Source organism: Luteimonas sp. 100069 (assembly GCF_003813845.1).
GTDB lineage: Bacteria > Pseudomonadota > Gammaproteobacteria > Xanthomonadales > Xanthomonadaceae > Luteimonas > Luteimonas chenhongjianii.
This window is the reverse complement of record NZ_RPFN01000001.1, coordinates 485,540-508,059: the sequence shown is the minus strand read 5'-3', so window position 1 is coordinate 508,059 and position 22,520 is coordinate 485,540. Positions and strand designations below refer to the sequence as shown.

Genomic DNA, 22,520 nt, shown 5'->3' with positions numbered 1-22,520 from the left:
ACCCCGCTCTGCTAACGTCCACCGATGGCCGTAGGCGTACTCCTGTTGACCCACGAAGGGATCGGTTCCGCGATGTTCGCGGTGGCGACGCGTCTGATGCGGCAGCTGCCGCTCAAGACCGCGGTGTTCGAACTCGCATTCGACGAGGATCCTGAAACCGCGCTGCCGCGTGCAAGCGCGGCGATGCGGCGCGTCGATGATGGCGATGGCGTGCTCGTGCTCACCGATCTCTACGGCGCCAGCCCCAGCAACCTCGCCGCGGAACTTGCGCGGCTCGGCACGCCCGCCAGGCGCGTCGCCGGGCTGAGCCTGCCGATGTTGCTGCGGGTCATGAATTATCCTGAGCAGGCCCTCGATGCGATGCCGGCCACCGCCGCGGCGGGCGCCCGCAACGGCGTGCTGCTCGACGACGCCTGACTCCTTCCACGCAAAGCATCCCCCAGGACCCCACGATGATCGAACGCGAACTGCTCGTCGCCAACAAGCTCGGCCTGCACGCGCGCGCGACCGCAAGACTCGTCCAGGTGCTTTCCGGCTTCCGCTGCAACGCGACGCTCGTCGCCAAGGGGCGCGAGGTCAATGCCAAGAGCATCATGGGCGTGATGCTGCTCGCCGCGGGCCATGGCACCCAGGTCGTGTTGCGTCTCGATGGCGAGGACGAGGCGGCCGCCGCCGAGGCCGCCGCCGCGCTGTTCGAGCGCAGGTTCGACGAGGAGAGCTGATGCGCAAGGCTGTCCCCGGGCAGGGCGCGTCGCGCGGCAATGCGCTGGGACGGGCACGCGTGCGCGAGCCGCACGCTCTGGAAGTCGCCGAAGCCCGCATCGGGCCGCACGAAGTCGAGGCGGAGCTGGCCCGCCTGCACGCCGCCATCGAGCAGGTGCGCAGCGAGATCCGCGCGATGCGCGACCAGCTGCATGGCGCGCTCGCCCACGAGGTCGGCGAGTTCCTCGACCTGCACACGCTTCTGCTCGAGGACCCCGAGCTGCTGCATGGGCTCGACGCACTCGTGCGCAACGACCTGTACGGCGCGGACTACGCCCTGCGCCTGCAGCGCGACCGTCTGGCCGCGGTCTTCGAAAGCATGGACGATGCCTACTTCCGCAGCCGCATCGAGGACATCGACCACGTCATCGGCCGCGTCCATGCGGCGTTGCATGCGCACGAAGCCGAACTGCAGGGCGTGGCCGGCGAGATCCTGGTCACCGATGCGATCTCTCCATCGGAAATCGGACGACTGCAGGCACAGGGCGTCCTCGGCATCGTGACCTGCGGCGGCAGCGCGCTGTCGCACGCGTCGATCCTCGCCCGCAGCCTGCACCTGCCGCTGATCGTCAATGCGCCGCAGGCGCTGGGCATGGTCAACGACGGCGACGTACTGGTGATCGACGGCAGCACCGGCGAGATCGTGATCGAGCCGAACGCGGACGACCTGCGGGCGTATCGCACGCGTCTTCGCGAGGAGAAACGCGAACGCAAGCAGCTGCGCCGCCTGCGACGCGAGCCGAGCAAGACGCTCGACGGGGTCGACATCCGCCTGTACGCGAACGCCGAGTCGCGCGAGGACGTCGCCGAGGCGCATTCGATCGGCGCTGCCGGCATCGGCCTCTACCGCACCGAGTTCCTGTTCCTGCAGGGCCGCGAGATTCCCGACGAGGAGGCGCAGTTCCGCGCCTATCGCGATCTCGTGCTCGGCATGACCGGCCGCACGGTCACGATCCGCACCCTCGACATCGGTGCCGACAAGGCCGACGAAACCGGCCTTGCGCTGCGCTACGAACCCAATCCGGCACTGGGCCTGCGCGGGGTGCGGCTGTCGATGGCGCGCACCGGCCTGCTGGAGACCCAGTTGCGCGCGATCGTGCGCGCGTCGGGCTACGGCCCGGTGCGCATCCTGGTGCCGATGGTCAGCGGCCGCGAGGAAATCGTCGCGGTACGTCGCCTGCTGGTGCGTGTGCAGCAGGACCTCGCCCGCGAGGGATTCGAGACGGCCGAGCGGATCGCGCTGGGCGCGATGATCGAGGTGCCATCGGCCGCGATCGCCCTGCCCGTATTCGCCCGCGATCTCGACTTCGTTTCGATCGGCACCAACGACTTGGTGCAATACCTGCTGGCCGCGGACCGCAACAACGATGCGCTTGGCGAGCTGTATTCACCCCTGCACCCGGCCGTGTTGCGCCTGGTGCACAGCGTGGTGCGCATCGCGCGCGCCCGCGGCATGCCGGCATCGGTGTGCGGCGAGATCGCCGGCGATGCCCGCTTCACCCCGCTGCTGCTCGCCCTCGGTCTCGAGGAACTGAGCCTGCATCCCTCGCCGATGCTCGAAGTGCGCCGCGCGATCCGGGCGATTGACCTCGGCCAGCTGCGTGCCCGTGCGCCTGCACTGCTGCGCGCGCGCGATCGTGCGGGCATCGAGCGCTGGCTCGACTCGGCGCAGCCGGTGCATCTCCCGGGCTGAGCGGCGCCCAGCACCTTCGTGCTGTCTTCCGGGTCGGCACCCGATGGCGACACTGGGCTGTCGAGTGCATGACAGGCTGCGCATCGCTGGGCAAATGCCCTGCGCGCGTCCGCGCTCGGTATCCCCACCGGGTATCCAACGCGGCCTTCGCTCCGACATCTTCGCGCGCCGATGGCGCAAGGCCATCGCTTTCCCGATAATGGGCGGATAGACAAACCCGACCAGTCGCGCCAGCCCGTCGCGACGCGCAGCGGAGCGATCCATGGCCGAAGCCGTCCGCCACGACAAGACCGCGCGACAGCTGCGCCTGCTGTCCGATGCACTCGACAGCGGCCGACTGGGGCCGGTGCGTCGGCTGGTGCATACGCTGGCGCCGGCCGAGATCGGCAATCTTCTCGAATCGCTGCCGCACGACAAGCGCATGGTCGTTTGGGGTCTCGTCGACCCCGAGGACGATGGCGAGGTCCTGGTCCACGTCGGCGATGAGGTGCGAGAGAGCCTGATCGCGGACATGGACGCCGACGAGCTGGTGGCCGCTGTCGAAGATCTCGACATCGACGATCTGGCCGATCTCGTCGAAGACCTTCCCGATGCAGTCATCGACGAAGTGCTGCGGGCAATGGACCGCGAGAACCGCGAACGCCTGGAGCAGGTGCTCTCGTATCCGGAAGACACCGCCGGCCGTCTGATGAATCCCGATGTGGTGACGGTACGCGCCGACACCACCGTCGACGTGGTGCTGCGCTTCCTGCGCCTGCGCGGCGAACTGCCCGAGCACACCGACCACCTCTACGTCGTCAACCGGCGCCACCAGCTGATGGGCTGGGTCGCTCTGCAGGATCTGGTGACGCGCGAGCCCGCTACGCCGATCAACAAGCTGATCGACGACGAGCTCGATTCGATCCACGTGGCCGATTCCGCCGAACACGTCGCCCGTCAGTTCTCCGACAACGACTGGGTCTCGGCGCCGGTCGTCGATGACGGCAACGTCCTGCTCGGCCGCATCACGGTCGACGACGTGATCGACATCATCCGCGAACAGGCCGAGCACCAGGCCCTGTCGGCTGCCGGTCTCGACGAGGACGAGGATCTCTTCTCCCCGATCAAGCGCGCGGTGCGTGGTCGCGTGGTGTGGCTGGGCATCAACCTGTTGACCGCGTTCATGGCGGCGTTCGTGATCGGCCGCTTCGAGGCGACCCTCGAACAGGTCGTCGCGCTCGCGGTACTGATGCCGATCGTCGCCGGAATCGGCGGCAACGCTGCGGTGCAGGTGTTGACGCTGATGGTCCGAGGCCTTGCACTCGGCCAGGTCGGCGCCAGCAATGCACGCATCCTCCTGTGGAAGGAAGCGCGCGTCGCGCTGATCAACGGCCTGCTGATCGGCAGCCTGGTGGGGCTGGTGGCGCTGGTCTGGTTCGGCGACTGGGTGCTGTCGCTGGTGATCTTCGCCGCCCTGGTGATCAACTTCTGCTCCGCGGCGCTGGCGGGCGTACTGCTGCCGCTGCTGCTCAAGCGCATGCGCGTCGATCCCGCAGTCGCGGGTACCGTGGTGGTCACGGCCGTGACCGACATCATGGGCTTCTTCAGCTTCCTGGGTCTGGCCACGGTGATCATGCTGCGCTGAAGGAACGCCCTGCATGGCGTGCTACGCCATGCAGCCCTAGGCGTCGGCGATGCGACTGATCCAGGCGATGAAGTCGTCGGCGTCCTCGTTGGCGCCATGTCCTGCATCCCAGTACATCGCCGCGTCCACATCGTCGCCGCGGGCGGCCGCCACAGCAGCGAGATTGGCGAGTACCGATAGCGACGTGTCGGTATCGCGGGTACCGACCCGCAGCCACCAGTGCTTCGCCCTTGCGCGGTTGCCCTCGAGGAGGAACGGCATCGGGTTCATCTGCTCGAGCGTACGCGGCAGGTCGGCATCCAGTACGGCGGTGGGATCGCCGCTGGCCTTGCGAAGGCTGTAGGTGGTGAAGTGCCGGGCTTTGGTTTTCCCCAGCCCGAACAGGTTGTTTTCGGGGGCCGACAGATCGAAGGCGTCGAAGGCCGGAAGCGACTTCCTGCGCGCTCCGACATGGGCCCTGAAGTCGGCCCAGGAGAAGCCCGAGCGGCGGTCGACATAGCGGATGAAGGAGTGGGTGAAGAGATAGGTCGCGCGCTCGGCAGCAGGCAGCGACGCCAGATAACGATCTGCGGCCGGCTGCAGATAGCTCTCCACGAGGTACGGGCCAAGCGTCTCCGCGGTCAACGCACCTACGCCTTCGCCATGGAGCCCCAGGCTGGCCTGGTAGCCCGCGAACGCACCGGCCAGTTGCGCGGACTCCAGCGGGTCGACAGGGCCGCCCGTGGCGAGCGGGTTGTCGCCCCAGTTCCACTCGTAGGCCATGTCGGCATGATCGAGGTCGGTGATCGGGCACCACGCAGCTGCGGCGAAGACGGCGTCACTGGCATCGGCGGCACCGACCGCCGCCAGCGCTTCGTCATAGATGGCGTCGTCCGCCGACGCCCCGAGCAGGGCGGACAGCGCGCCGCCGGCGCTGGTGCCCGAAGACACGATCCGATCCATATTGCCGGGCACCTTGTGCCTGTTGGCGCGCAGGTAGCGCACCGCCGCCTTGAGATCGACGATGGCCGCCGGAGCCACTCCGTAATAGATCCCCTCGTCATTGCGCAGCGTGCGTCCGCGCGCGCCCGGTTCCACGACGACGTTGCCGGCCGCCAGCGCCAGCCGCGCATTGTTCACCATCCTGCCGGCCCGCGAGATCATCGCATTGCCGCCGCTGCCGACCTGGGCCATTGCGTCGGGCGGTGGATCGCCCGGCGGCATCGCGCCCATGCCGGGCATGCCGGTCATGCCGCCGGCGCCCACGCCTGTCGCTTTCACGGTGCTCGACGGCAGGTAGCCCCCCACCGAATTGGCAAACAGGATCGGCGCCCGCGATGCGTCCACCGGGACCGCATCGATCGCCACCGGGACGGATATGTTGAGGCTCTGGCAGGCGACATCGACCGGCTTGGCCACATACGGGATGGCCCGGTAGAACCGGTAGGTCACGGAGCGGTTGCCGCCGGCGGTGGCGATGGTGTCGGTCAGTTCTTCGAAAGCTTCGGTATCGAAGCGGAGGGTATGCCCGCGCGTCGGACCGCGCCCGCATCCGGACAGGACCGGCACCGATAGCGCCAGCCCGGTGAGCCCCAGGCGAAGGACGTCCCTGCGCTCAACCATGGCGGTTCTCCAGTGGCGTCCGCTGGCAGCAGCCGGCATGCGATGGCTCACGGCCCGCGCATCCGCTGCCAGGATGATCTGGCCGGCTGGACCTGCGTCGACGGACAGGGGGGATGACATCCCGTACTGCGGGCCCGTCGCGCGCATCGATGGCGGGCTTGCCGGTCGGGGGGTCCGGACCGATTCGGCCGGGCCTCACACGGCGCGGACGCCGCAGATGCACGGAGCGCCCACTGCGCACGTGACCTGGGCGCAAGGCGTGCCTGGCCGCCTGTGCCACGACATCGTCCGTGGGGGGCCGCGTAGCCACGATGGAGACGCGCGAGAACAACACGGGTCGCGGATCGCGGGTGGCTGGCGTGACCGACGTGCTGCACACCTGGCACCTCCGTGCCCGCCGCCCGCCCAGGACAGCATGGACTGCAGGTAGCAGTGCCGCCGTTTGGCCGCGGTGAAAACCCCAGGCCGTCTCTGCGCCGCGACAAGGATCGACACAGCCGCAGGCGAGACCGACAGCGACACCGGCTGCCGATCGCATGCGGGCGCCGTGCTCCCTGTCCCGTTGCTCGTGCCGCTAGCCGACGGCTGCCCGGCTCATGGCCCGCACTGCCACCAGCCGACCCACTGGCGTTGCGCGCCATCGGCACGGTGATAGGTCAGCGTGGCCGCTACCGGCGGCGATTCGCCACCACCTACCGCAGCGCCGGTTACTTCGATATCGATGGTCTTGCCGGCACCGGCGAACCGCGCGCCGCGCAGCATTCCATCGAAGCCGCCGGGGGCTGCCACCTGCTCCAGGTAGTCACCCACCTTGACCACGCCGCGTGCCGGCGCGTTTGATGCGACGTCACCCATCGCCAGCAGCAGCGGCGCCTTTCCGGCGGTGCCGGCGAAGCTGCAGCCGAGCTCACCGGCCAGCGCCGCACCCTCGATCTCCTGCAGCGACAGCGGCGAGAGCATGCTCTCCGACCCGTCGCCGCCGCGGGTGGGACCGCCCAGGGGAGCGAGCGTCACCAGCCGGTGTCCGGCATCGTTGCAGACCGTCAGCCGACCCTCGCTTTCCGCAGCCCCCACCGCCTGCACGCGCACCCCCGGCGCCAGGGCCTCAAGGTCTACCGGCGCAGCCTCGCAGAGGTTCCAGCGCGCGGGCAGTTGCAGCGCCACGCGCCCGCCGCCATCGACATCGACCTCGACCACCGCGTGTCCGTCGTACGCCCACGGCCGGGTGTCGATGGCCACGACGGTGCCCTCGATGGCGACATCGCGGCTGACTTCCGGATGCGCCACATGCGGGCTCGCACAGGAGGCCGCGGCAAACGCGATGGCCAGCGCCATCGCTGTCGCGCCGGCAGGGAGGGATTCGCAATCGCGCATGGGCATGCTCGGAAAAAATGGGCGTTGCGCGAGGCTAGCAGGACGACGGAACCCGGGAAGTTTCGCGCCTGCGGACGTGGCCTGCTTCGGACACCGAAGCCCCGAAAGCAACTCCGGTCCGGCTTGGATGCGTGGCGTGCCGACGCTCGGATGGGCACCGCAAACGCTACGGCGAATGTCGCCAATCAATCACCGGTCCGCGCCTCGATCGAGCGCGCACTGCCGTCCTCGCAGGGCCCGGCGGGCTCGCGAACGAGCCGGCACGAGGCACGTCCAGCCCACCGCCCAGGCCGTCGGCAAGCGCTCACGCCCCCTGCACGCAACCGGCGTAAGTTCCAAAAAAGCCGGCAGCCGCTGGCACACGTGGAGCACGACGATGGCTGCAGTTCTTGGTGACGTGGGCCGTAGCTGGTGGCTGTTCCTGCTCTACGGCCTGATCGCGATCGCGTTTGGCGTGGCGTGCATGTTCTGGCCGATCGCATCGGTGCTGGCACTGGTGTGGAGCTTCGGCGTCCTGTCGTTGGCCGACGGCATTGTCACCCTGATCAGCGCCTTCCGGCGCGACATCTCCCTGCCGCGCTGGTTGCTGATTGTCTACTCGCTGACTTCGATCCTCTTCGGGGTGTTGGCGATCGCGCAGCCGCTGGGCATGGCCGAAGCGATGTTCTGGGTGCTGGCCATATGGCTGGTGATTGCCGGCGTCGCGCGCATCGTGATGGCGATCCGAGTCCGCAAGGAGGTCAGCGGTGAATGGATGCTGGCGCTCAGCGGCGTATTGGCGATCGTGCTGGGCGTGCTGTTCCTGGCGATGCCTGGCGTGGGCATGCTGACGGTCCTGATCTGGATTGCAGCCGGCGCCCTGGTCTACGGCGCCCTGCAAGTCGCCCTGGCCTTCCGCATGCGCAAGGATCTCAAGCCGCTGGCCGTCTAGTACCCGCGCATCGCTCTGCCGCTTCGTCGCTAGCGGCAGCATCCGCATGCAGGCGGTTTCGTTCGCGTAGACATTGCCTCCCCGGGGAGCTTCGGAAGAATGGCCGGGGGTGGTCGCCACCCCGGAGCCGAGGAATTCGCCGTGCGCCACGCTCACGGCAGCCCCGGCGTATGACCAAGGGAGTTGCTCGCAGTTTCTGCGGCGCTTTTGCATGGCAGCTCCGTGCTGCGCACACGAGATCCAGGACGACGTAACGTATGGCCTGCTCCGCGAAGGTCGTCGCGCATCCGCCGGCGGTTACGTGGATTTCGCCTGCCCTGTCATCTCGAGTCCTGTCCATGCCTCTTCAATCCACTGCCCGCCGCCGCCTGCTGCAGGGCCTCGCAATTGCCGGAGCGTCGACGGTGCTGGGCGGATGCGCCACTGCTTTGACGGGCCGCGACACCGCGGGTGGCTTCGTGCGCCGGGAAGTGCGCGCCGGCGCACGAAGCTCCGCCTTCCAGGTGTTCGTACCGGCAGCGCGACTGCCGCGGCCGCTTCCGGTCGTGCTGTTCCTTCACGGCTCGGGCGAGCGCGGCGACGACGGCGAGAAGCAGACCCAGGCCGGGCTGGGTCCATACCTGCGCGGCCGTGGGGGCGACTTCCCGGCGCTGGTGGTGTTCCCGCAGTCACCCGAGGGCGAATCCTGGGAAGGTGATACCGCGACGATGGCGCTCGCGGCGCTGGATGCGGCCACGGAGGAATTCCAGGGCGATCGCGCACGCACCTCGCTGACCGGAATGTCCCGCGGCGGCTACGGCACGTGGTCGCTGGCGCTGCGCGAGCCTGCCCGCTTCGCCGCGCTGGTGCCGGTCTGCGGCGGGATCACCCCGCCCGGCACCCGGCCCGACCTCGCTTCGCTCCAGGTCGAATCCACGCACGCGGCTGCGGACCCGTTCTCCGAGACCGCCCGGCAGCTGCGCCACATTCCCAGCTGGATCTTCCATGGCGCGCGCGACGACGTGGTGCCGCCCGAGCAGTCGCGACGCATGCATGCCGCGCTGCGCGCGGTCGGCGCGGACGTGCGCTACACCGAATTCCCCGACGCCAACCACAACAGCTGGGATGCGGCCTACCGCACCGAAGCGTTGTGGCCCTGGCTGTTCGCGCAGCAGCGTTGACGCGCGTCAGCGTGACGGACGCGCCCGCTGCATGCGCTGCGCAAGTGCATTGAGGCCGGCAATCGCCACCGTCAGCGCAGCCATCGACAGGAACTGCGCACGGGTATCGGGAGAGGCCACGAGCATCGCGAAGATCGCCCCGAGCACACCAAGCGCGACGATCGTCGGCAACGGAAAGGCGCGCATCCGGAACGGCAATGCGCGGCCGGCGCGATCCGCGCGGCGGCGCAGGATGAACTGCGAAACCAGCGCGATCGTCCACACCAGCAGGCAGGTCGCACCGACGATGTTGAGCAGAAACGGCAGCACTCGCTGCGGGAACATCAGCTCCAGCGCGGCAGCGGCGAAGCCGAACGCCACGCTCGCCAGTACCGCCGCCACCGGCACGTTGCGCCGATCGCTGCGGCCGAGCAGGGACGGCGCATCGCCGCGCCGCCCGAGTGACCAGATCATCCGCGAGGCGCCATAGAGATTGGCGTTGAGCGCCGACAGCAGTGCGATCGCCGCGACCAGGGTGATCGCGGTGGCTGCGCCCGGGATCCGCGCCGTCTGCAGCACGGCGGCGAATGGCGAGGAAAGCGCCGGACTGTCCCAGGGGACCACGACCACGATCACCGCGATCGAACCCAGATAGAACACGAGGATGCGCCAGGCGACGGTGCGGATCGCGCGCGCCAGGCTGCGCGCGGGATCATTCGTCTCGGCCGCGGCGATCGCCACGATCTCCGTCCCTCCGAAAGCAAACACCACGACCAGCAGCGCCGCGCCGATACCGGCCCAGCCGCGCGGCGCGAAGCCGTCCGGTCCCAGCACGTTGGACAGGCCCGGCGAGGCCACGTCGGGCAGCCATCCGGCGATCAGTGCGATACCGATGGCGATGAACCCCAGGATCGCGATCACCTTGAGGATCGCGAACCAGAACTCGAACTCGCCGAACCGGCGCACGCCCAGCAGGTTGATCGCGGTGAACACGGCCATGAAACACAGCGCCAGCCCGGGTACGGACAGCGATGGCCAGATCGAAGCCAGCAGTCCTGCCGCGCCTACCGCCTCGGCGGCGATCACGATCACCACCTGCAGCCACCACAGCCACCCCACCGTCGCGCCGGCAACCGGTCCCATCGCGTCGGCCGCATACACCGAGAACGCACCACTGGCCGGCTTGGCTGCCGCCATTTCGCCGAGCGCATGCATCACCACGATCACCAGTGCGCCGGCGATCAGGTAGGAGACCAGCACGGCCGGACCCGCGGTCTGCACGCCGACGCCCGACCCCAGGAACAGGCCGGCGCCGATCGCACTGCCGAGGCCCATCATCACCAGCTGGCGCGGCGTCAATGCGTGCGCGGGCGCGGATGCCACCTGCGCGGGCGGCGGGACATGGGGATCGTTGGAGGACATGGCTCGGCAGGCGGGTGGCGGGGCGTGGCGCACGATACCGGATTCGCACGCAGGCGACGCCCGACGCTCAACCCAGCAGGGCCTCCAGCACCGCCATGCGTGCGACCACGCCGTTGCCGACCTGACGCAGGATCAGCGAGCTGGGGCCGTCAGCGACGACGTCATCGATCTCGACGCCGCGGTTCATCGGACCGGGATGCAGGACCACGACATCGTTGGCGGCGCGGCGCAGGCGTCGCATGTCGAGTCCGTAGTGGAGGTGGTAGTCCTCGAGCGACCCGACCAGGCCTTCGGCCATGCGTTCGCGCTGCAGGCGCAGCATCATCACCGCATCGACGCCGTCGAGCGCGGCGTCGAGGTCGTGGGTAACCGTGCACCCGGCCAGCGTGGCGTCGTCCGGCAGCAGTGCGGCCGGGCCGCAGACGCGGATCTCGCCGGCGCCGAGGATCCGCAGCGCATGCAGATCGCTGCGTGCGACCCGCGAATGGCGGACGTCGCCGACGATCGCAACCTTCAGCCCGCTGAAGTCGCGGCCCTTGGCCTGGCGCAGGGTCAGCATGTCCAGCAGGCCCTGGGTGGGATGCGCGCTGCGACCGTCACCGGCGTTGACCAGGGCGGTGCCGGGCCCCGCCACGGCGGCCAGCTCGGCCACTGCGCCGTCGCAGGCATGACGCATCACGAAGCCGCGCACACCCATCGCCTCGATGGTGCGAAAGGTGTCGAGCGCCGTCTCACCCTTGGTCGTCGAGGAAGTGGAGGCGTCGAATGCGAGCACATCGGCGCCGAGTCGCTGGCTTGCGCGCTGGAAACTCAGCCGCGTGCGGGTGGAGGGTTCGAAGAACAGCGTGCAGACCGCAGTCCCCGACAGGCGCGCATTGATCTCGCCGGAATCGGCCATTTCCTGGGCGCGATCGAGGAGTGCCTCGAGCACCGGACGCGGCAGCCCGTCGAGGGTGAGCAGGTGACGCAGGCGGCCGTCGTCACCGAGCTGGACGTCGGAAGCGACACAGGGTTCTTGCACGGTCATCGCGGGCTCGGGCAGCGGCGGGGCCTGCCATTGTCCCGCAGCCGCAAGCATGCGGCGAGTGCGAAGTGGATCAGACCGGCTGGCCGTCTTCCGGCGCGGCCAGCCAGCGCTCGACGATCACTGCGGCCGCCACCGCGTCGAGCGCGGCCGCGTCGCGGCGCTTGCGCCGGCCCTCGGCCCGGTCGAGGGCGAAACGCTGCGCGGCCTCGATCGAGCTCGCGCGTTCGTCCACCAGCACCACAGGCACCCGGTAGCGTCCCCGCAGCTCACGCGCGAAGGCATGCGCCCGCACACGTGCGGGCTGATCGCCGCCGTCGAGCGTCATCGGATCCCCGACGATCATGCCGTCGGGGCGCCATTCCTTGTGCAGGCGATCGACCGCCTGCCAGTCGATCTGCTCACCATGCACGTCGATGACCGCCAACGCGCGCGCGCCATGACCGAAGGCGCTGCCCACCGCTACGCCGATCCGCCGCGACCCCACATCGAAGCCCAGCACGGTGCCATCGCGGCGGATGCGGGCGGGCGCGGCATCGTTCATGCGCGGCCGCTGTGGCCGGCGACATGCATCATGTCGACGCCGATGCGGCCCGCCGCCGCCTGCCAGCGCGCGTCGAGCGGCGTGTCGAAAATAACGCTCGGATCGGCAGGTACGGTCAGCCAGCTGTGCTGGGTCAGTTCGAGTTCCAGCTGCCCCCTGCCCCAGCCAGCGCAGCCCAGCGCGACGGCGGCACGCTGCGGGCCGTCGCCGGCCGCCATCGCCTCGAGCACGTCGCGCGAGGTGGTGACATGCAGCCCCTCCGCGATCTTGAGGCTGGAATCCCAGCCGCCTTCGCCGTCGTGCAACACGAAACCCCGCTCGGGGTGCACCGGGCCGCCGGCGAGCACGCGCTGGTCGCGCAAAGTGTCGTCGCGCAAGGCGATCCCCATCTGGTCGACCAGATCGCCGAACGTGAATTCGGACGGGCGATTGACGACCACGCCCATCGCGCCGTCGCCGTCGTGCTGGCAGATCAGCGCGACCGTGCGCGAGAAATTCTGGTCCTGCAGCCCGGGCAGCGCGACCAGCATGTGGTTGGCGAAGAACGACATGTCGACATTCTAGCGGCGGCCTTCACGACGCTGCGTAAATGGCCCGCATTCGCGATCGAAACAGCTCGCCCGGCTTCACGCGGATTCGAACCGTCTGCGGCCACGGTGCGGCGCATGACGATCCGCATCGGCATTTCCGGCTGGCGCTACGCGCCCTGGCGTGGCGTGTTCTATCCCGGGGCGCTGCCCCAGCGCAGCGAGCTTGCGTATGCAGCCGGCCTGTTCCCGTCGATCGAGATCAACGGCTCGTTCTATTCACTGCAGTCGCCGGCGAGCTGGCGCGCATGGCGCGACGCGGTGCCCGACGGCTTCGTGTTCGCGGTCAAAGGGCCACGTTTCATCACCCACATGAAACGTCTGCAGGACATCGAAATGCCGCTGGCCAATTTCTTCGCATCCGGCGTGCTTGCGCTGGATGATCGCCTCGGCCCCCTGCTCTGGCAGCTGCCGCCGAACCTGGCCTTCGACCCTGCGCGCATGATGGCCTTCCTGTCGTTGCTGCCGCGCGACACCACCGCCGCGTTGTCGCTGGCGCGTCGCCGCGAGGCCGCCCGCATGAAGGGGCGCAGCGCCCTGCCGCAACTGCCGCGGCGCCCCATCCGGCACGCGATCGAAGTCCGCCATGCCAGCTTCCAGACGCCGGAGTTCATGGGACTGCTCCGCGAACACGGCGTGGGTCTGGTGGTCTCCGACAGTGCCGGCCGGCATCCGGTGACCGAGGATGTCACCGCCGACTTCATCTACATCCGCCTGCATGGCGATACCGAGCTCTACACCAGCGGTTATGGCGACGCCGCGCTGGACCGCTGGGCGCAACGGATCCGTCGCTGGGCTGCGGGCGGTGAGCCGCGAGACGCGCAACGCAGCGCACCGCGGGCACCACGCGCGCACGAAGGCCGCGATGTCTATTGCTACTTCGACAACGATGCCAAGGTGCATGCGCCGTTCGACGCCCAGGCCCTCGCCCGACGACTCCCCGCCAGCTAGAGACCGAACTGGATCTCCTGCGGCGTTGCCACGCGCACCGCCATCACCTCCACATCCGCGCGCAGGACGCGCCCGGCAAGCGGATTGTTGCCGTCCACCGTGATCGCGTCATCGCTCAGCGCGGTGACCAGGACATCGAGCGGCCCCTTCTCCGTCTGCGCCCGCAGCTTCTCGCCGACGGCAGGCGTGTTGCTGCCGGTGAAGATCGAGCGCGGCAAGGTCTGCACGAGGCTGTCGTGGCGAGGCCCGAAGCCGCGCTCGGGCGGAATGTCGACGGTGAAGGTATCGCCGGCGCTGCGGCCTTCGAGCGCAGCTTCGAGCCCGACGATGATCGAACCGCTGCCGTGCATGTACACCAGCGGATCATGGCCTCGCGTGGTCACCAGCTGCCGGCCGGCATCATCGGAGAGGGTGAAGTGCACGGTGGCAACGCGGCGGTGGGCGATTTCCATCGACGGATCCATGCAGGGCGGTGCCGCATGTTGGCGCGACCAGCGTCACGGGCGCAACCGGCCCGGTCGTCGGTGGCAGACCCGCGCGGCGCACCCTATGCTGGGGCGATGAGCGGCTATTGCGACATCGCCCCCGGACATCCCGTCCATGCGTCCTACCACGCGACGGAGTACGGCTTTCCGCAGCGCGAGGAGGCAGTGCTGTTCGAGCGGCTGTTGCTCGAGATCAACCAGGCCGGGTTGAGCTGGGAGACCATCCTGCGCAAGCGCGCTGGCTTCCGCGCCGCCTACGATGGGTTCGATGTCGATGCGGTCGCCGATTACGGCGAAGCGGACCGCGCGCGACTGCTAGGCGACGCCGCGATCATCCGCAACCGGCTCAAGGTCGACGCGGCGATCCACAACGCACAGGTGATCCGCCGCCTGCGCGACAGCCATGGCGGCTTCGCGGACTGGCTCGATGCGCATGCACGCGACTACGGCACGCCGCGTGACAAGGCCTCGTGGGTCAAGCTGTTCAAGCGGACATTCCGCTTCACCGGTGGCGAGATCACCGGTGAGTTCCTGATGAGCCTGGGGTACTTGCCCGGCGCGCACCGCGCGGACTGTCCGGTAATGCAGGACATCGCACGCGTGAAGCGGAACGTCTGACGCCCGACCGGCCGTTCGCATGGCCGGGCCATCCGGCGCGCGGCACGCAGCCCACGCCGACATCCACGAAAACCTCGTGTCGACCTTCGACTGCGGCGCGTTCCACGGCTCCCACAGCATTCCGGCCGCTTGCGCGGCCGGAACGGGATACCTCGGAAACGTCAGGGATCAGCCCTTGACCGCTTCCTGGTAGCGGCGCTCGACCTCGTTCCAGTCGACCACGTTGTAGAAGGCGGCGATGTAATCAGGACGACGGTTCTGGTACTTGAGGTAGTAGGCGTGCTCCCAGACGTCCAGGCCGAGGATCGGTGTATTGCCCGAGCCGATGCCCTTCATCAACGGATTGTCCTGGTTGGCGCTGCTTTCGACCTTCAGCGCGCCGGAGGTGTCGACCGACAGCCAGGCCCAGCCGCTGCCGAAGCGGGTCAGCGCCGCCTTGGTGAAGGCTTCCTTGAATGCGTCGAAGCCACCCAGATCGCTGTCGATGCGCTTGGCAACCTCGCCGACCGGGTTGCCGCCGCCGTTGGGCGACATGACCGTCCAGAACAGCGAATGGTTGGCATGGCCACCGGCGTTGTTGCGCAGCGGGCCACGCTTGTCTTCCGGCAGCGCGTCGAGATCGGCGATCAGCGTCTCGACCGGGACGTCCGCCCACTGCGTGCCTTCGAGCGCGGCGTTGGCGTTGTTGATGTAGGTCTGGTGATGCTTGGTGTGATGGATTTCCATCGTCTTGGCATCGATATGCGGCTCGAGCGCGTCGTACGCGTAGCCCAGCTCGGGAAGGGTGTAGGCCATCATCGATCTCCTTGGGGAATGAATGCGCGCCATTGTCCCCCGGCGGGGGTCAAGTTGGCGACAACACCGCGCCCACGATACCGGGGCAGTGCGAACGACGCAGTCGACACTGCGTTGCGCCAGGCCCACAACGCGAACGCCCCGCACTGGGCGGGGCGTCCGTTATTCCGTCTGAGGCAGGATCAGCGCACTTCGGCCACTTCCACCCCGTCGAGTCCCTGCGACAGGGTGCGCGCATCTCCGCCCTGGGCGAGCTTGATGCGCAGACGCACCTCGTTGGCGGAGTCGGCGTAGCGCAGTGCGTCCTCGTAGGAAATCTCGCCAGCCTGGTAGAGCTCGAACAGGGCCTGGTCGAAGGTCTTCATGCCGAGGTTGGTCGACTCCTTCATCACCTCTTTCAGCTTGTGGATCTCGCCATCGCGGATGTAGTCCTGCACCAGCGGCGTACCCAGCATGACCTCCATCGCCACGCGGCGGCCCTTGCCGTCGGGCGTGGGGATAAGCTGCTGTGCGACGACGCCCTTGAGGTTGAGCGAAAGATCCATCAGCAGCTGGCTGCGTCGGTCTTCGGGGAAGAAGTTGATGATGCGGTCCATCGCCTGGTTGGCGTTGTTCGCATGCAGGGTGCACAGGACCAGGTGGCCGGTCTCGGCGAAGGCGATGGCGTGATCCATGCCCTCGCGCGTGCGCACCTCGCCGATCATGATCACGTCAGGCGCTTGGCGCAGGGTGTTCTTGAGCGCGTTCTCCCAGCTGTCGGTGTCGATGCCCACCTCGCGCTGGGTGATGATGCAGCCGGCGTGCTTGTGCACGAATTCGATCGGGTCCTCGATCGTGATGATGTGCCCGGTCGAGTTCTGGTTGCGGTAGCCGATCATCGCCGCCAGCGAGGTCGACTTGCCGGTGCCGGTGGCGCCAACGAAGATCACGATGCCGCGCTTGGTCATCGCCAGCGTCTTGATGATCGGCGGCAGGTTCAGCTCTTCGATACTGGGGATGTGCGTCTCGATCCGGCGCAGCACCATGCCGACCTGGTTGCGCTGGTAGAAGCACGAGATGCGGAAGCGGCCGACGCCCGAGACGCCGATTGCGAAGTTGCACTCGTGGGTCTTCTCGAACTCCTCGCGCTGCGGCGGGGTCATCACGTTGAGCACCAGATCGCGCGCCTGCTGCGGGGTGAGCGGGTTCTGGGTGATCGGCGAGATCTTGCCGTGGACCTTGATCGACGGCGGCATGCCGGCCGTGATGAACAGGTCCGAGGCCTTCTGATGGGCCATCAGCTTGAGGAACGAGGTGAAATCGATGCTGCTCATGACGATCCTCCGGGATCCCGTCTCGCGCCGCGACCGCAAGCGGTCGGCGGCGCATCAATATTCGCGTCCGCTCAGTCGAACAGGCGCTTGTCCTTGGCGTATTCCCTGGCGGACGGACGCGTGATCAGGCCGCGCTTCACCAGGTCCTGCAGATGCTGGTCCAGCGTCTGCATGCCGTACTGCTGGCCGGTCTGGATGGCCGAATACATCTGCGCGACCTTGTCCTCGCGGATCAGGTTCCGGATCGCAGGCATGCCGACCATGATTTCCCAGGCTGCGGTACGTCCGCCGCCGACCTTCTTGAGCAGCGACTGCGAGATCACCGCGCGCAGCGATTCGGACAGCATCGAGCGCACCATCGGCTTCTCTCCCGAGGGGAAGACGTCGATGATGCGGTCGATGGTCTTGGCCGCGCTCGAGGTGTGCAGCGTGCCGAAGACCAGGTGGCCGGTTTCCGCGGCCGTGAGCGCCAGGCGGATGGTTTCCAGATCTCGCAACTCGCCGACCAGGATGTAGTCGGGATCCTCGCGCAGCGCCGAGCGCAACGCCTCGTTGAAGCCGTGCGTATCGCGATGCACCTCGCGCTGGTTGATCAGGCACTTCTGCGAGGTGTGCACGAATTCGATCGGATCCTCGACCGAGAGGATGTGTGCGTATTCGTTCTTGTTGATGTGGTCGATCATCGCCGCGAGCGTGGTCGACTTGCCCGAACCGGTCGGGCCGGTCACCAGGATCAGGCCCTGCGGCTGGTCGATAAGCTGGCGGAAGATCGGCGGACAGTTCAGATCCTCGAGCGTCAGCACTTCCGAGGGAATGGTGCGGAATACCGCGCCGGCGCCACGGTTCTGGTTGAAGGCGTTGACGCGGAAGCGGGCCAGGCCGGGGATCTCGAACGAGAAGTCGACCTCGAGGAACTCTTCGAAGTCGCGGCGCTGCTTGTCCGACATGATGTCGTAGATCAGCGCATGCACCTGCTTGTGCTCGAGCGCGGGGATGTTGATACGGCGCACATCGCCATCGACGCGGATCATCGGCGGCAATCCCGCGGACAGATGCAGGTCCGACGCCTTGTTCTTGACCGAAAACGCCAACAGTTCGGCGATATCCATGCAGCACCCCTTGATAATGATCCGCGCAGGATACGGATCCGCCGTCCGACTGGCGCCGCCCCTGTCCCCGGCGGCAGTATAGACCCGGACGCGCTGGCCATAACCAGTGCGCGCCGCCCCCGTCCGAAGACACCATCGAGGTGCCCTGCCCGTGTCGACACTCCCCGCCCGCAACGCACTCGACGCGGTGCTCGCGCGCCTGCGGAAAGCGGCGGCCGACGCGTCGCGGCCGCAGCCCCCGCGCCTGCTCGCTGTCGGCAAGCGGCACCCGGCCGAAGCCATCGCCGCGCTCGCGGCCGCGGGCCAGCGCGCATTCGGCGAGAACTATGTCCAGGAGGCCGCCGGCAAGATCGAAGCCCTGGCCGGACTGGATCTGGAATGGCACCTGATCGGCCACCTGCAGTCGAACAAGGCGAAACAGGCGGCCGCGCTGTTCGACTGGGTGCAGACCGTCGACAGGATGAAACTGGTCGACGCACTGTCCGCGCACCGGCCGGCTGCGCGCGGCGCTCTGAACGTGCTGGTGCAGGTCAACATCGATGACGAGTCGAGCAAACACGGATGCGCGCCGACCGAAGTGCCGACGCTGGTGGCGGCGATCCGCGCCGCGCCCGGCCTGCGCCTGCGCGGCCTGATGGCGATTCCCGCGCCTCACGCCGAACCATCGCGCCGGCGCGAGGCGTTCGCGCGCATGCGCCGCCTGTTCGACACGGTGGCCGGACAGGATCCCGCCATCGACACACTGTCGATGGGCATGAGCGACGACCTGGAGCTGGCGATCGCCGAAGGCGCGACGATGGTCCGCGTCGGGACTGCGCTGTTCGGTGCGCGCCTATCGCGCTGAGCGTCGCGGATGCGTCGGCTACCATCGACGCAGCTTCTTCTCCGGTACCGCCATGACCCAGACCATTGCTCCTTCCGATGCGCCCATCGTCTTCATCGGTGGCGGCAACATGGCGCGCAGCCTGATCGGTGGCCTGGTCGCGCGTGGCGGCGATGCCGCTTCGGTGCGCGTCGTCGATCCGAACCCCGACACACGCGAGGCGCTGGCCCGCGACTTCGGCGTGGCGACCTATGCCGACGCGGCCGATGCAGTGGCCGGGGCCGGTACCTGGGTGCTGGCGACCAAACCCCAGGTCATGCGCAGCGTCTGCGAGAGCCTGGCCGATCAGGCGCGTGCGAGCCGCCCGCTGGTGATGTCGGTCGCGGCCGGCATCACCTCCGACCAGCTCGACCGTTGGCTGGGGGGCAATGCGGCCGTCGTGCGCACGATGCCCAACACGCCGGCCCTGCTGGGCGCCGGCGTGACCGGGTTGTATGCGAATGCGCGCGTCGACGAGGCCGGGCGCGCCCGCGCCCAGGCGCTGCTCGAAAGCGCCGGAACCACCGTATGGATCGACGACGAAGCACGCATGGACGCGGTGACCGCCGTGTCCGGCAGCGGACCGGCCTATGTGTTCCTCCTCGCCGAGGCGATGGAAGACGCGGCGGTTGCGCAGGGCCTGCCAGCTGCCGATGCGCGCACGCTGGTACTGCAGACCGTACTGGGTGCCGCGCGGATGCTGGTCGAATCCGGGCAAGCGCCCGCCGAACTGCGTCGCCAGGTCACCTCGCCGGGCGGCACCACCCATGCGGCGGTCGAAACCTTCGAGGCGGGCGGCCTGCGCGTCCTGGTCGCCGAAGCGATCGACAACGCCGCGCGCCGCGGGGGCGAACTCTCGGCCGCCAATGACTGAGGGCGCGCGCCTTCCGGTCGCGATGCTCGCGCTGCTGGTCACTGCCTGCGGGCAGGCGCCGTCGCAGGCGGAGGTCGCCGCCGCGGCGACGAATGCAGCGATGCCGGCCCGGGCCACGACCGGCGAGCTGGAGGTGCTGGGGAGCGTGGTGCCGACCGCAGGCCTGAGCGCCCCGGTGGCCACTCGCTACCGGATCGAACCGGCGCGGGATCGCGCGCTCGTGCTGGTCAGCGTCCGACGCGGCGACGCCGCAACACCCGCGCGCGTCCGCGGCGAAGCCCGCGACCTGCGCGGCGTGCGTCAGGTCCTCGAGTTCGACGCGGTGGACGTGGATGGCGCCACCGAATACGTCGCGACCGCACGCGTGGAAGGTCCGGACACGCTGCGCCTGGATCTGCGGGTCGCCACCGACGATGGCGAACGGGTCAACTTGCGCTTCAGCCGCGACATCGGGCGCTGACGCGCGCGGCCGGTCGGGTTGCGCCCGAGCGGTTTCAATCGGTGGCGGCAGCGCTCGCCACGGATTCAGCCCGGCCAGCGCGGCAACCAACCGCCACGGACAACAGCCGCAGCAGTAGCGCCGATCCGGCGTGGCGCGGAAAGCCGGCGTCCGCCGCACCACCCGCCACGGCTTGCGCCGCGCCCTGCTGCTGCCGTCAGTAGGCGACGCTGAAACGCTCGCGCAGATGCGCGGGACGTTCGATCTCGTCGGCAAAGGCGATCGCGTAGTCCTCCATCGAGATCGCGCTGTTGCCTGCAGCGTCGACCAGCAGTGCATCCCCACCGAGGCGGAACGCACCGGTGCGCGCGCCGGGTTCGAAACTGGCAGCCGGCGAAACGAAGGTCCAGTCGATGTCGTCAGCGCGGCGCAGCGCGTCGAGAAACACACGGCCTGCCGCGGCTTCGGCCTTGTAGGCCGGCGGGAACTCGGGCGTATCGATCAGCGCGACGCCAGGCGCGACCTCCAGGCTGCCGGCGCCGCCGACGACGAGCAGGCGCGGTACGCCGGCGCGGCGCACGGCCTCGAGCAACACCTCGGCGGTCGGTCCGCCATCGAACCGGGCGGCGCTCACGACGACGTCGTGTCCCTGCAGCAAGGGCACAAGGGCATCAGCGCGCGAGGCGTCGGCCGAATGCAGGCTCAGGCCGGCCTCGGCAGGCGTGTCGGCGGTGTTGCGGGCGATGCCGGTGACGCGATGACCACGCGCGAGCAGTTCGCTGGCGATACGCGAGCCCGCGCGTCCGGTGATACCGATCAGGGCGATGCGTTGCATGGGAAGCTCCGCGATGTGGGGACGTCCATGCTAGGCGCGAAGCTGCGACCGCGAATGGCCGCCGGTGCAACCCACCGTTGCGGCCGGCGCTACGCGGCGCGGCGCGAGCTCTGCGCCCAGTTGCGGATGATGGACGCGATCGCGGCCACGCCATCGGTCAGCGCGGCAGGCCCGGGCTGCAGGATCAGCGGGGACTTGATTTCGTGCAGCTCGCCGTCGCGGACGGCCGGAATCGAGTCCCATCCCGGGCGCGCGGCGACGCGTTCGGGGCGGAACTTCTTGCCGCACCAGGAGCCCAGGATGATGTCGGGCGAACGCTCGATCACCGGATCGCCAGTGGCGAGGATCCGCGCCCTGGCCAATGACTGGGCGGAGAGCTCGGGAAACACATCGTCACCGCCGGCGATACGGATCAGCTCGGCGACCCAGCGGATGCCGGTGATGATCGGCTCGTCCCATTCCTCGAAGTAGACACGTGGCCGATACGGCAGCTTCGCGGCTTGCGCTTCGATCGCGTCCAGACCGCGGCGCAGGGTGTCGGCATAGGCGTCGGCGCGCGGACCCACGCCGACCAGGGCGCCGAGCCGGCGCACGTAGTCGACGATGCCGTCGACGCTGCGGTGGTTGCTGATCCACACCTCCACGCCACGGCGGACCAGCTCGGCGGCGATATCGGCCTGGATGTCGGAGAAACCGACAACGAAATCCGGTTCGAGCTTGAGGATCTCGTCGATCTTCGCGCTGGTGAAGGCGCTGACCTTGGGCTTTTCCCGGCGTGCCTGCGGCGGACGCACGGTGAAACCGCTGATGCCGACGATGCGGTGCTGTTCGCCGAGTGCGTAGAGGACTTCGGTGGGTTCTTCGGTCAGGCAGACGATGCGGCGCGGGCCGGCTGTCACGGATACAGCATCCGCTTGCGGCAGTCCCCCGCGAGATCGCAATCGTAGAGCCAGCGCTCGTGCAGGCGGTACTGCGCGCCGTACCAGAACTCCATGCGATCGGGGCGCACGCGCAGTCCCGACCAGCGCGGCGGCCTGGGCACGTCGCGACCTTCGAACTCACGCTCCACTTCCTCCAGCCGCCGGTTGAAAACCTCGCGGCTTTCGAGTTCCTCCGACTGTCTCGACGCCCACGCGCCGATCTGGCTGCCGCGCGGACGCGAGGCGAAATACGCATCGGCCTCTTCGTCGGAGACGATCACCACCGGCCCCTCGATCCGCACCTGCACGCCCTCACGCACGCGCGGCCAGTGGAACAGCAGCGCGGCGTGCGGATTCTCCTGCAGCTCGCGGCCCTTGCGCCCGTCGAGATGGGTGTAGAACACGAAGCCGCGTTCGTCCCAGGCCTTGAGCAGCACGGTGCGCGCGGAAGGACGCCCATCCAGGGCGGCGGTCGCGACGGTCATCGCGGTGCGATCGGGCTCGCCCGCGACGAGCGCCTCGTCGAACAGGGCGGCGAAGGTGTCGAGGGCTTCGGACAGCTGGGTGGTGGTCGCGGTGCTCATGCCCCCGATGATCGCCCCAGCCCGCCGCGATGT

The 22,520-nt window shown here is 68.7% G+C and carries 24 protein-coding genes; 11 read left to right on the top strand and 13 right to left on the bottom strand.

Features of this window, described 5'->3' with window-relative positions:
- Positions 1-24: 24 nt before the first annotated feature.
- The 4 genes from EGK76_RS02225 to mgtE all read left to right on the top strand — a co-directional run bounded on the left by EGK76_RS02225 (position 25) and on the right by mgtE (position 4,079).
- Complete coding sequence (locus tag EGK76_RS02225; protein WP_096299523.1) at positions 25-417, top strand: PTS sugar transporter subunit IIA; 393 nt, start codon at positions 25-27, stop codon at positions 415-417.
- A 35-nt stretch (positions 418-452) separates the two neighbouring features.
- Positions 453-722: an HPr family phosphocarrier protein gene (locus tag EGK76_RS02220; protein ID WP_096299525.1), complete on the top strand. Its 270-nt coding sequence runs from the start codon at positions 453-455 to the stop codon at positions 720-722.
- The gene (ptsP, locus tag EGK76_RS02215) at positions 722-2,455 is read left to right on the top strand and encodes a phosphoenolpyruvate--protein phosphotransferase (RefSeq protein WP_123831513.1); all 1,734 of its coding nucleotides are present in this window, start codon (positions 722-724) and stop codon (positions 2,453-2,455) included. Before EGK76_RS02220 ends, ptsP begins: the two co-directional genes overlap by 1 nt.
- Positions 2,456-2,717: 262 nt before the next feature.
- The gene (gene mgtE / locus EGK76_RS02210) at positions 2,718-4,079 is read left to right on the top strand and encodes a magnesium transporter (protein WP_123831512.1); all 1,362 of its coding nucleotides are present in this window, start codon (positions 2,718-2,720) and stop codon (positions 4,077-4,079) included.
- 36 nt (positions 4,080-4,115) lie between these two features.
- On the opposite strand, the gene EGK76_RS02205 is transcribed toward mgtE, so the two are convergent.
- Complete coding sequence (locus tag EGK76_RS02205; RefSeq protein WP_123831511.1) at positions 4,116-5,681, bottom strand: subtype B tannase; 1,566 nt, start codon at positions 5,679-5,681, stop codon at positions 4,116-4,118.
- A gap of 594 nt (positions 5,682-6,275) precedes the next feature.
- On the bottom strand, positions 6,276-7,061 hold the full coding sequence (locus tag EGK76_RS15480; protein ID WP_199730834.1) for a hypothetical protein: 786 nt from the start codon (positions 7,059-7,061) through the stop codon (positions 6,276-6,278).
- Between the two features lie 370 nt (positions 7,062-7,431).
- Here EGK76_RS15480 and EGK76_RS02195 point away from each other — a divergent pair, with 370 nt between their 5' ends.
- Together EGK76_RS02195 and EGK76_RS02190 are read left to right on the top strand one after the other, a co-directional pair.
- Positions 7,432-7,986 (top strand): HdeD family acid-resistance protein, encoded by a 555-nt coding sequence (locus EGK76_RS02195; RefSeq protein ID WP_123831510.1) that lies wholly within the window; start codon positions 7,432-7,434, stop codon positions 7,984-7,986.
- Between the two features lie 338 nt (positions 7,987-8,324).
- Entirely contained in the window at positions 8,325-9,146 is an 822-nt protein-coding gene (locus EGK76_RS02190; protein ID WP_123831509.1) for a prolyl oligopeptidase family serine peptidase, read from the top strand.
- Positions 9,147-9,152: 6 nt separating this feature from the next.
- On the opposite strand, the gene EGK76_RS02185 is transcribed toward EGK76_RS02190, so the two are convergent.
- From EGK76_RS02185 to EGK76_RS02170, 4 genes are all read right to left on the bottom strand, one after another.
- Positions 9,153-10,547 (bottom strand): amino acid permease, encoded by a 1,395-nt coding sequence (locus EGK76_RS02185; RefSeq protein ID WP_123831508.1) that lies wholly within the window; start codon positions 10,545-10,547, stop codon positions 9,153-9,155.
- Between the two features lie 67 nt (positions 10,548-10,614).
- Positions 10,615-11,574: an aspartate carbamoyltransferase catalytic subunit gene (locus EGK76_RS02180; RefSeq protein ID WP_123831507.1), complete on the bottom strand. Its 960-nt coding sequence runs from the start codon at positions 11,572-11,574 to the stop codon at positions 10,615-10,617.
- 70 nt (positions 11,575-11,644) lie between these two features.
- On the bottom strand, positions 11,645-12,115 hold the full coding sequence (ruvX, locus tag EGK76_RS02175; RefSeq protein ID WP_096299539.1) for a Holliday junction resolvase RuvX: 471 nt from the start codon (positions 12,113-12,115) through the stop codon (positions 11,645-11,647).
- On the bottom strand, positions 12,112-12,666 hold the full coding sequence (locus tag EGK76_RS02170) for a YqgE/AlgH family protein (protein ID WP_123831506.1): 555 nt from the start codon (positions 12,664-12,666) through the stop codon (positions 12,112-12,114). The genes ruvX and EGK76_RS02170 overlap by 4 nt, the downstream gene beginning before the upstream one ends.
- A gap of 114 nt (positions 12,667-12,780) precedes the next feature.
- On the opposite strand from EGK76_RS02170, the gene EGK76_RS02165 reads away from it, so the two are divergent.
- The gene (locus EGK76_RS02165; RefSeq protein WP_123831505.1) at positions 12,781-13,653 is read left to right on the top strand and encodes a DUF72 domain-containing protein; all 873 of its coding nucleotides are present in this window, start codon (positions 12,781-12,783) and stop codon (positions 13,651-13,653) included.
- Here EGK76_RS02165 and EGK76_RS02160 read toward each other — a convergent pair.
- Complete coding sequence (locus EGK76_RS02160) at positions 13,650-14,105, bottom strand: peptidylprolyl isomerase (RefSeq protein ID WP_123831504.1); 456 nt, start codon at positions 14,103-14,105, stop codon at positions 13,650-13,652. The genes EGK76_RS02165 and EGK76_RS02160 overlap by 4 nt on opposite strands.
- 108 nt (positions 14,106-14,213) lie before the next feature.
- Here EGK76_RS02160 and EGK76_RS02155 point away from each other — a divergent pair, with 108 nt between their 5' ends.
- Entirely contained in the window at positions 14,214-14,756 is a 543-nt protein-coding gene (locus EGK76_RS02155) for a DNA-3-methyladenine glycosylase I (RefSeq protein ID WP_123831503.1), read from the top strand.
- A 168-nt stretch (positions 14,757-14,924) separates the two neighbouring features.
- Here EGK76_RS02155 and EGK76_RS02150 read toward each other — a convergent pair whose 3' ends face one another.
- From EGK76_RS02150 to EGK76_RS02140, 3 genes are all read right to left on the bottom strand, one after another.
- Positions 14,925-15,551: a superoxide dismutase gene (locus EGK76_RS02150; RefSeq protein WP_096300676.1), complete on the bottom strand. Its 627-nt coding sequence runs from the start codon at positions 15,549-15,551 to the stop codon at positions 14,925-14,927.
- A 182-nt stretch (positions 15,552-15,733) separates the two neighbouring features.
- The gene (locus EGK76_RS02145; RefSeq protein WP_096299547.1) at positions 15,734-16,864 is read right to left on the bottom strand and encodes a PilT/PilU family type 4a pilus ATPase; all 1,131 of its coding nucleotides are present in this window, start codon (positions 16,862-16,864) and stop codon (positions 15,734-15,736) included.
- A gap of 71 nt (positions 16,865-16,935) precedes the next feature.
- Positions 16,936-17,973, bottom strand: coding sequence for a type IV pilus twitching motility protein PilT (locus tag EGK76_RS02140; RefSeq protein WP_096299548.1), 1,038 nt, complete (start codon positions 17,971-17,973; stop codon positions 16,936-16,938).
- Between the two features lie 145 nt (positions 17,974-18,118).
- On the opposite strand from EGK76_RS02140, the gene EGK76_RS02135 reads away from it, so the two are divergent.
- From EGK76_RS02135 to EGK76_RS02125, 3 genes are read left to right on the top strand one after another with little or no spacing between them, the layout of a single operon-like run.
- Positions 18,119-18,817 (top strand): YggS family pyridoxal phosphate-dependent enzyme, encoded by a 699-nt coding sequence (locus EGK76_RS02135; protein WP_123832035.1) that lies wholly within the window; start codon positions 18,119-18,121, stop codon positions 18,815-18,817.
- Between the two features lie 52 nt (positions 18,818-18,869).
- Positions 18,870-19,709 carry a pyrroline-5-carboxylate reductase gene (gene proC / locus EGK76_RS02130; RefSeq protein ID WP_096299550.1) on the top strand — a complete coding sequence of 280 codons (840 nt, stop codon included), beginning with the start codon at positions 18,870-18,872 and terminating at the stop codon, positions 19,707-19,709.
- Positions 19,702-20,169, top strand: a complete 468-nt coding sequence (locus EGK76_RS02125) for a DUF4426 domain-containing protein (protein WP_158613431.1) — start codon at positions 19,702-19,704, stop codon at positions 20,167-20,169. Before proC ends, EGK76_RS02125 begins: the two co-directional genes overlap by 8 nt.
- A gap of 196 nt (positions 20,170-20,365) precedes the next feature.
- Here the strand turns inward: EGK76_RS02125 and EGK76_RS02120 are convergent, their stop codons facing one another.
- The 3 genes from EGK76_RS02120 to pdxH form a co-directional block, all read right to left on the bottom strand.
- A complete protein-coding gene (locus EGK76_RS02120) occupies positions 20,366-20,983 on the bottom strand; it encodes an NAD(P)-dependent oxidoreductase (RefSeq protein ID WP_123831501.1) in 618 nt (205 codons plus the stop codon).
- A gap of 89 nt (positions 20,984-21,072) precedes the next feature.
- Positions 21,073-21,882: a cobalamin-binding protein gene (locus EGK76_RS02115; protein ID WP_123831500.1), complete on the bottom strand. Its 810-nt coding sequence runs from the start codon at positions 21,880-21,882 to the stop codon at positions 21,073-21,075.
- On the bottom strand, positions 21,879-22,487 hold the full coding sequence (gene pdxH, locus EGK76_RS02110; RefSeq protein WP_123831499.1) for a pyridoxamine 5'-phosphate oxidase: 609 nt from the start codon (positions 22,485-22,487) through the stop codon (positions 21,879-21,881). The genes EGK76_RS02115 and pdxH overlap by 4 nt, the downstream gene beginning before the upstream one ends.
- Positions 22,488-22,520 lie beyond the last annotated feature (33 nt).

Excerpts from the sequence above, each read along its gene's own strand:
- EGK76_RS02225 (WP_096299523.1), top strand. The coding sequence starts at position 25 with ATGGCCGTAGGCGTACTCCTGTTGACCCACGAAGGGATCGGTTCCGCG.
- EGK76_RS02220 (WP_096299525.1), top strand. The coding sequence starts at position 453 with ATGATCGAACGCGAACTGCTCGTCGCCAACAAGCTCGGCCTGCACGCG.
- ptsP (WP_123831513.1), top strand. The coding sequence starts at position 722 with ATGCGCAAGGCTGTCCCCGGGCAGGGCGCGTCGCGCGGCAATGCGCTG.
- mgtE (WP_123831512.1), top strand. The coding sequence starts at position 2,718 with ATGGCCGAAGCCGTCCGCCACGACAAGACCGCGCGACAGCTGCGCCTG.
- EGK76_RS02205 (WP_123831511.1), bottom strand. The coding sequence starts at position 5,681 with ATGGTTGAGCGCAGGGACGTCCTTCGCCTGGGGCTCACCGGGCTGGCG.
- EGK76_RS15480 (WP_199730834.1), bottom strand. The coding sequence starts at position 7,061 with ATGCCCATGCGCGATTGCGAATCCCTCCCTGCCGGCGCGACAGCGATG.
- EGK76_RS02195 (WP_123831510.1), top strand. The coding sequence starts at position 7,432 with ATGGCTGCAGTTCTTGGTGACGTGGGCCGTAGCTGGTGGCTGTTCCTG.
- EGK76_RS02190 (WP_123831509.1), top strand. The coding sequence starts at position 8,325 with ATGCCTCTTCAATCCACTGCCCGCCGCCGCCTGCTGCAGGGCCTCGCA.
- EGK76_RS02185 (WP_123831508.1), bottom strand. The coding sequence starts at position 10,547 with ATGTCCTCCAACGATCCCCATGTCCCGCCGCCCGCGCAGGTGGCATCC.
- EGK76_RS02180 (WP_123831507.1), bottom strand. The coding sequence starts at position 11,574 with ATGACCGTGCAAGAACCCTGTGTCGCTTCCGACGTCCAGCTCGGTGAC.
- ruvX (WP_096299539.1), bottom strand. The coding sequence starts at position 12,115 with ATGAACGATGCCGCGCCCGCCCGCATCCGCCGCGATGGCACCGTGCTG.
- EGK76_RS02170 (WP_123831506.1), bottom strand. The coding sequence starts at position 12,666 with ATGTCGTTCTTCGCCAACCACATGCTGGTCGCGCTGCCCGGGCTGCAG.
- EGK76_RS02165 (WP_123831505.1), top strand. The coding sequence starts at position 12,781 with ATGACGATCCGCATCGGCATTTCCGGCTGGCGCTACGCGCCCTGGCGT.
- EGK76_RS02160 (WP_123831504.1), bottom strand. The coding sequence starts at position 14,105 with ATGGAAATCGCCCACCGCCGCGTTGCCACCGTGCACTTCACCCTCTCC.
- EGK76_RS02155 (WP_123831503.1), top strand. The coding sequence starts at position 14,214 with ATGAGCGGCTATTGCGACATCGCCCCCGGACATCCCGTCCATGCGTCC.
- EGK76_RS02150 (WP_096300676.1), bottom strand. The coding sequence starts at position 15,551 with ATGGCCTACACCCTTCCCGAGCTGGGCTACGCGTACGACGCGCTCGAG.
- EGK76_RS02145 (WP_096299547.1), bottom strand. The coding sequence starts at position 16,864 with ATGAGCAGCATCGATTTCACCTCGTTCCTCAAGCTGATGGCCCATCAG.
- EGK76_RS02140 (WP_096299548.1), bottom strand. The coding sequence starts at position 17,973 with ATGGATATCGCCGAACTGTTGGCGTTTTCGGTCAAGAACAAGGCGTCG.
- proC (WP_096299550.1), top strand. The coding sequence starts at position 18,870 with ATGACCCAGACCATTGCTCCTTCCGATGCGCCCATCGTCTTCATCGGT.
- EGK76_RS02125 (WP_158613431.1), top strand. The coding sequence starts at position 19,702 with ATGACTGAGGGCGCGCGCCTTCCGGTCGCGATGCTCGCGCTGCTGGTC.
- EGK76_RS02120 (WP_123831501.1), bottom strand. The coding sequence starts at position 20,983 with ATGCAACGCATCGCCCTGATCGGTATCACCGGACGCGCGGGCTCGCGT.
- pdxH (WP_123831499.1), bottom strand. The coding sequence starts at position 22,487 with ATGAGCACCGCGACCACCACCCAGCTGTCCGAAGCCCTCGACACCTTC.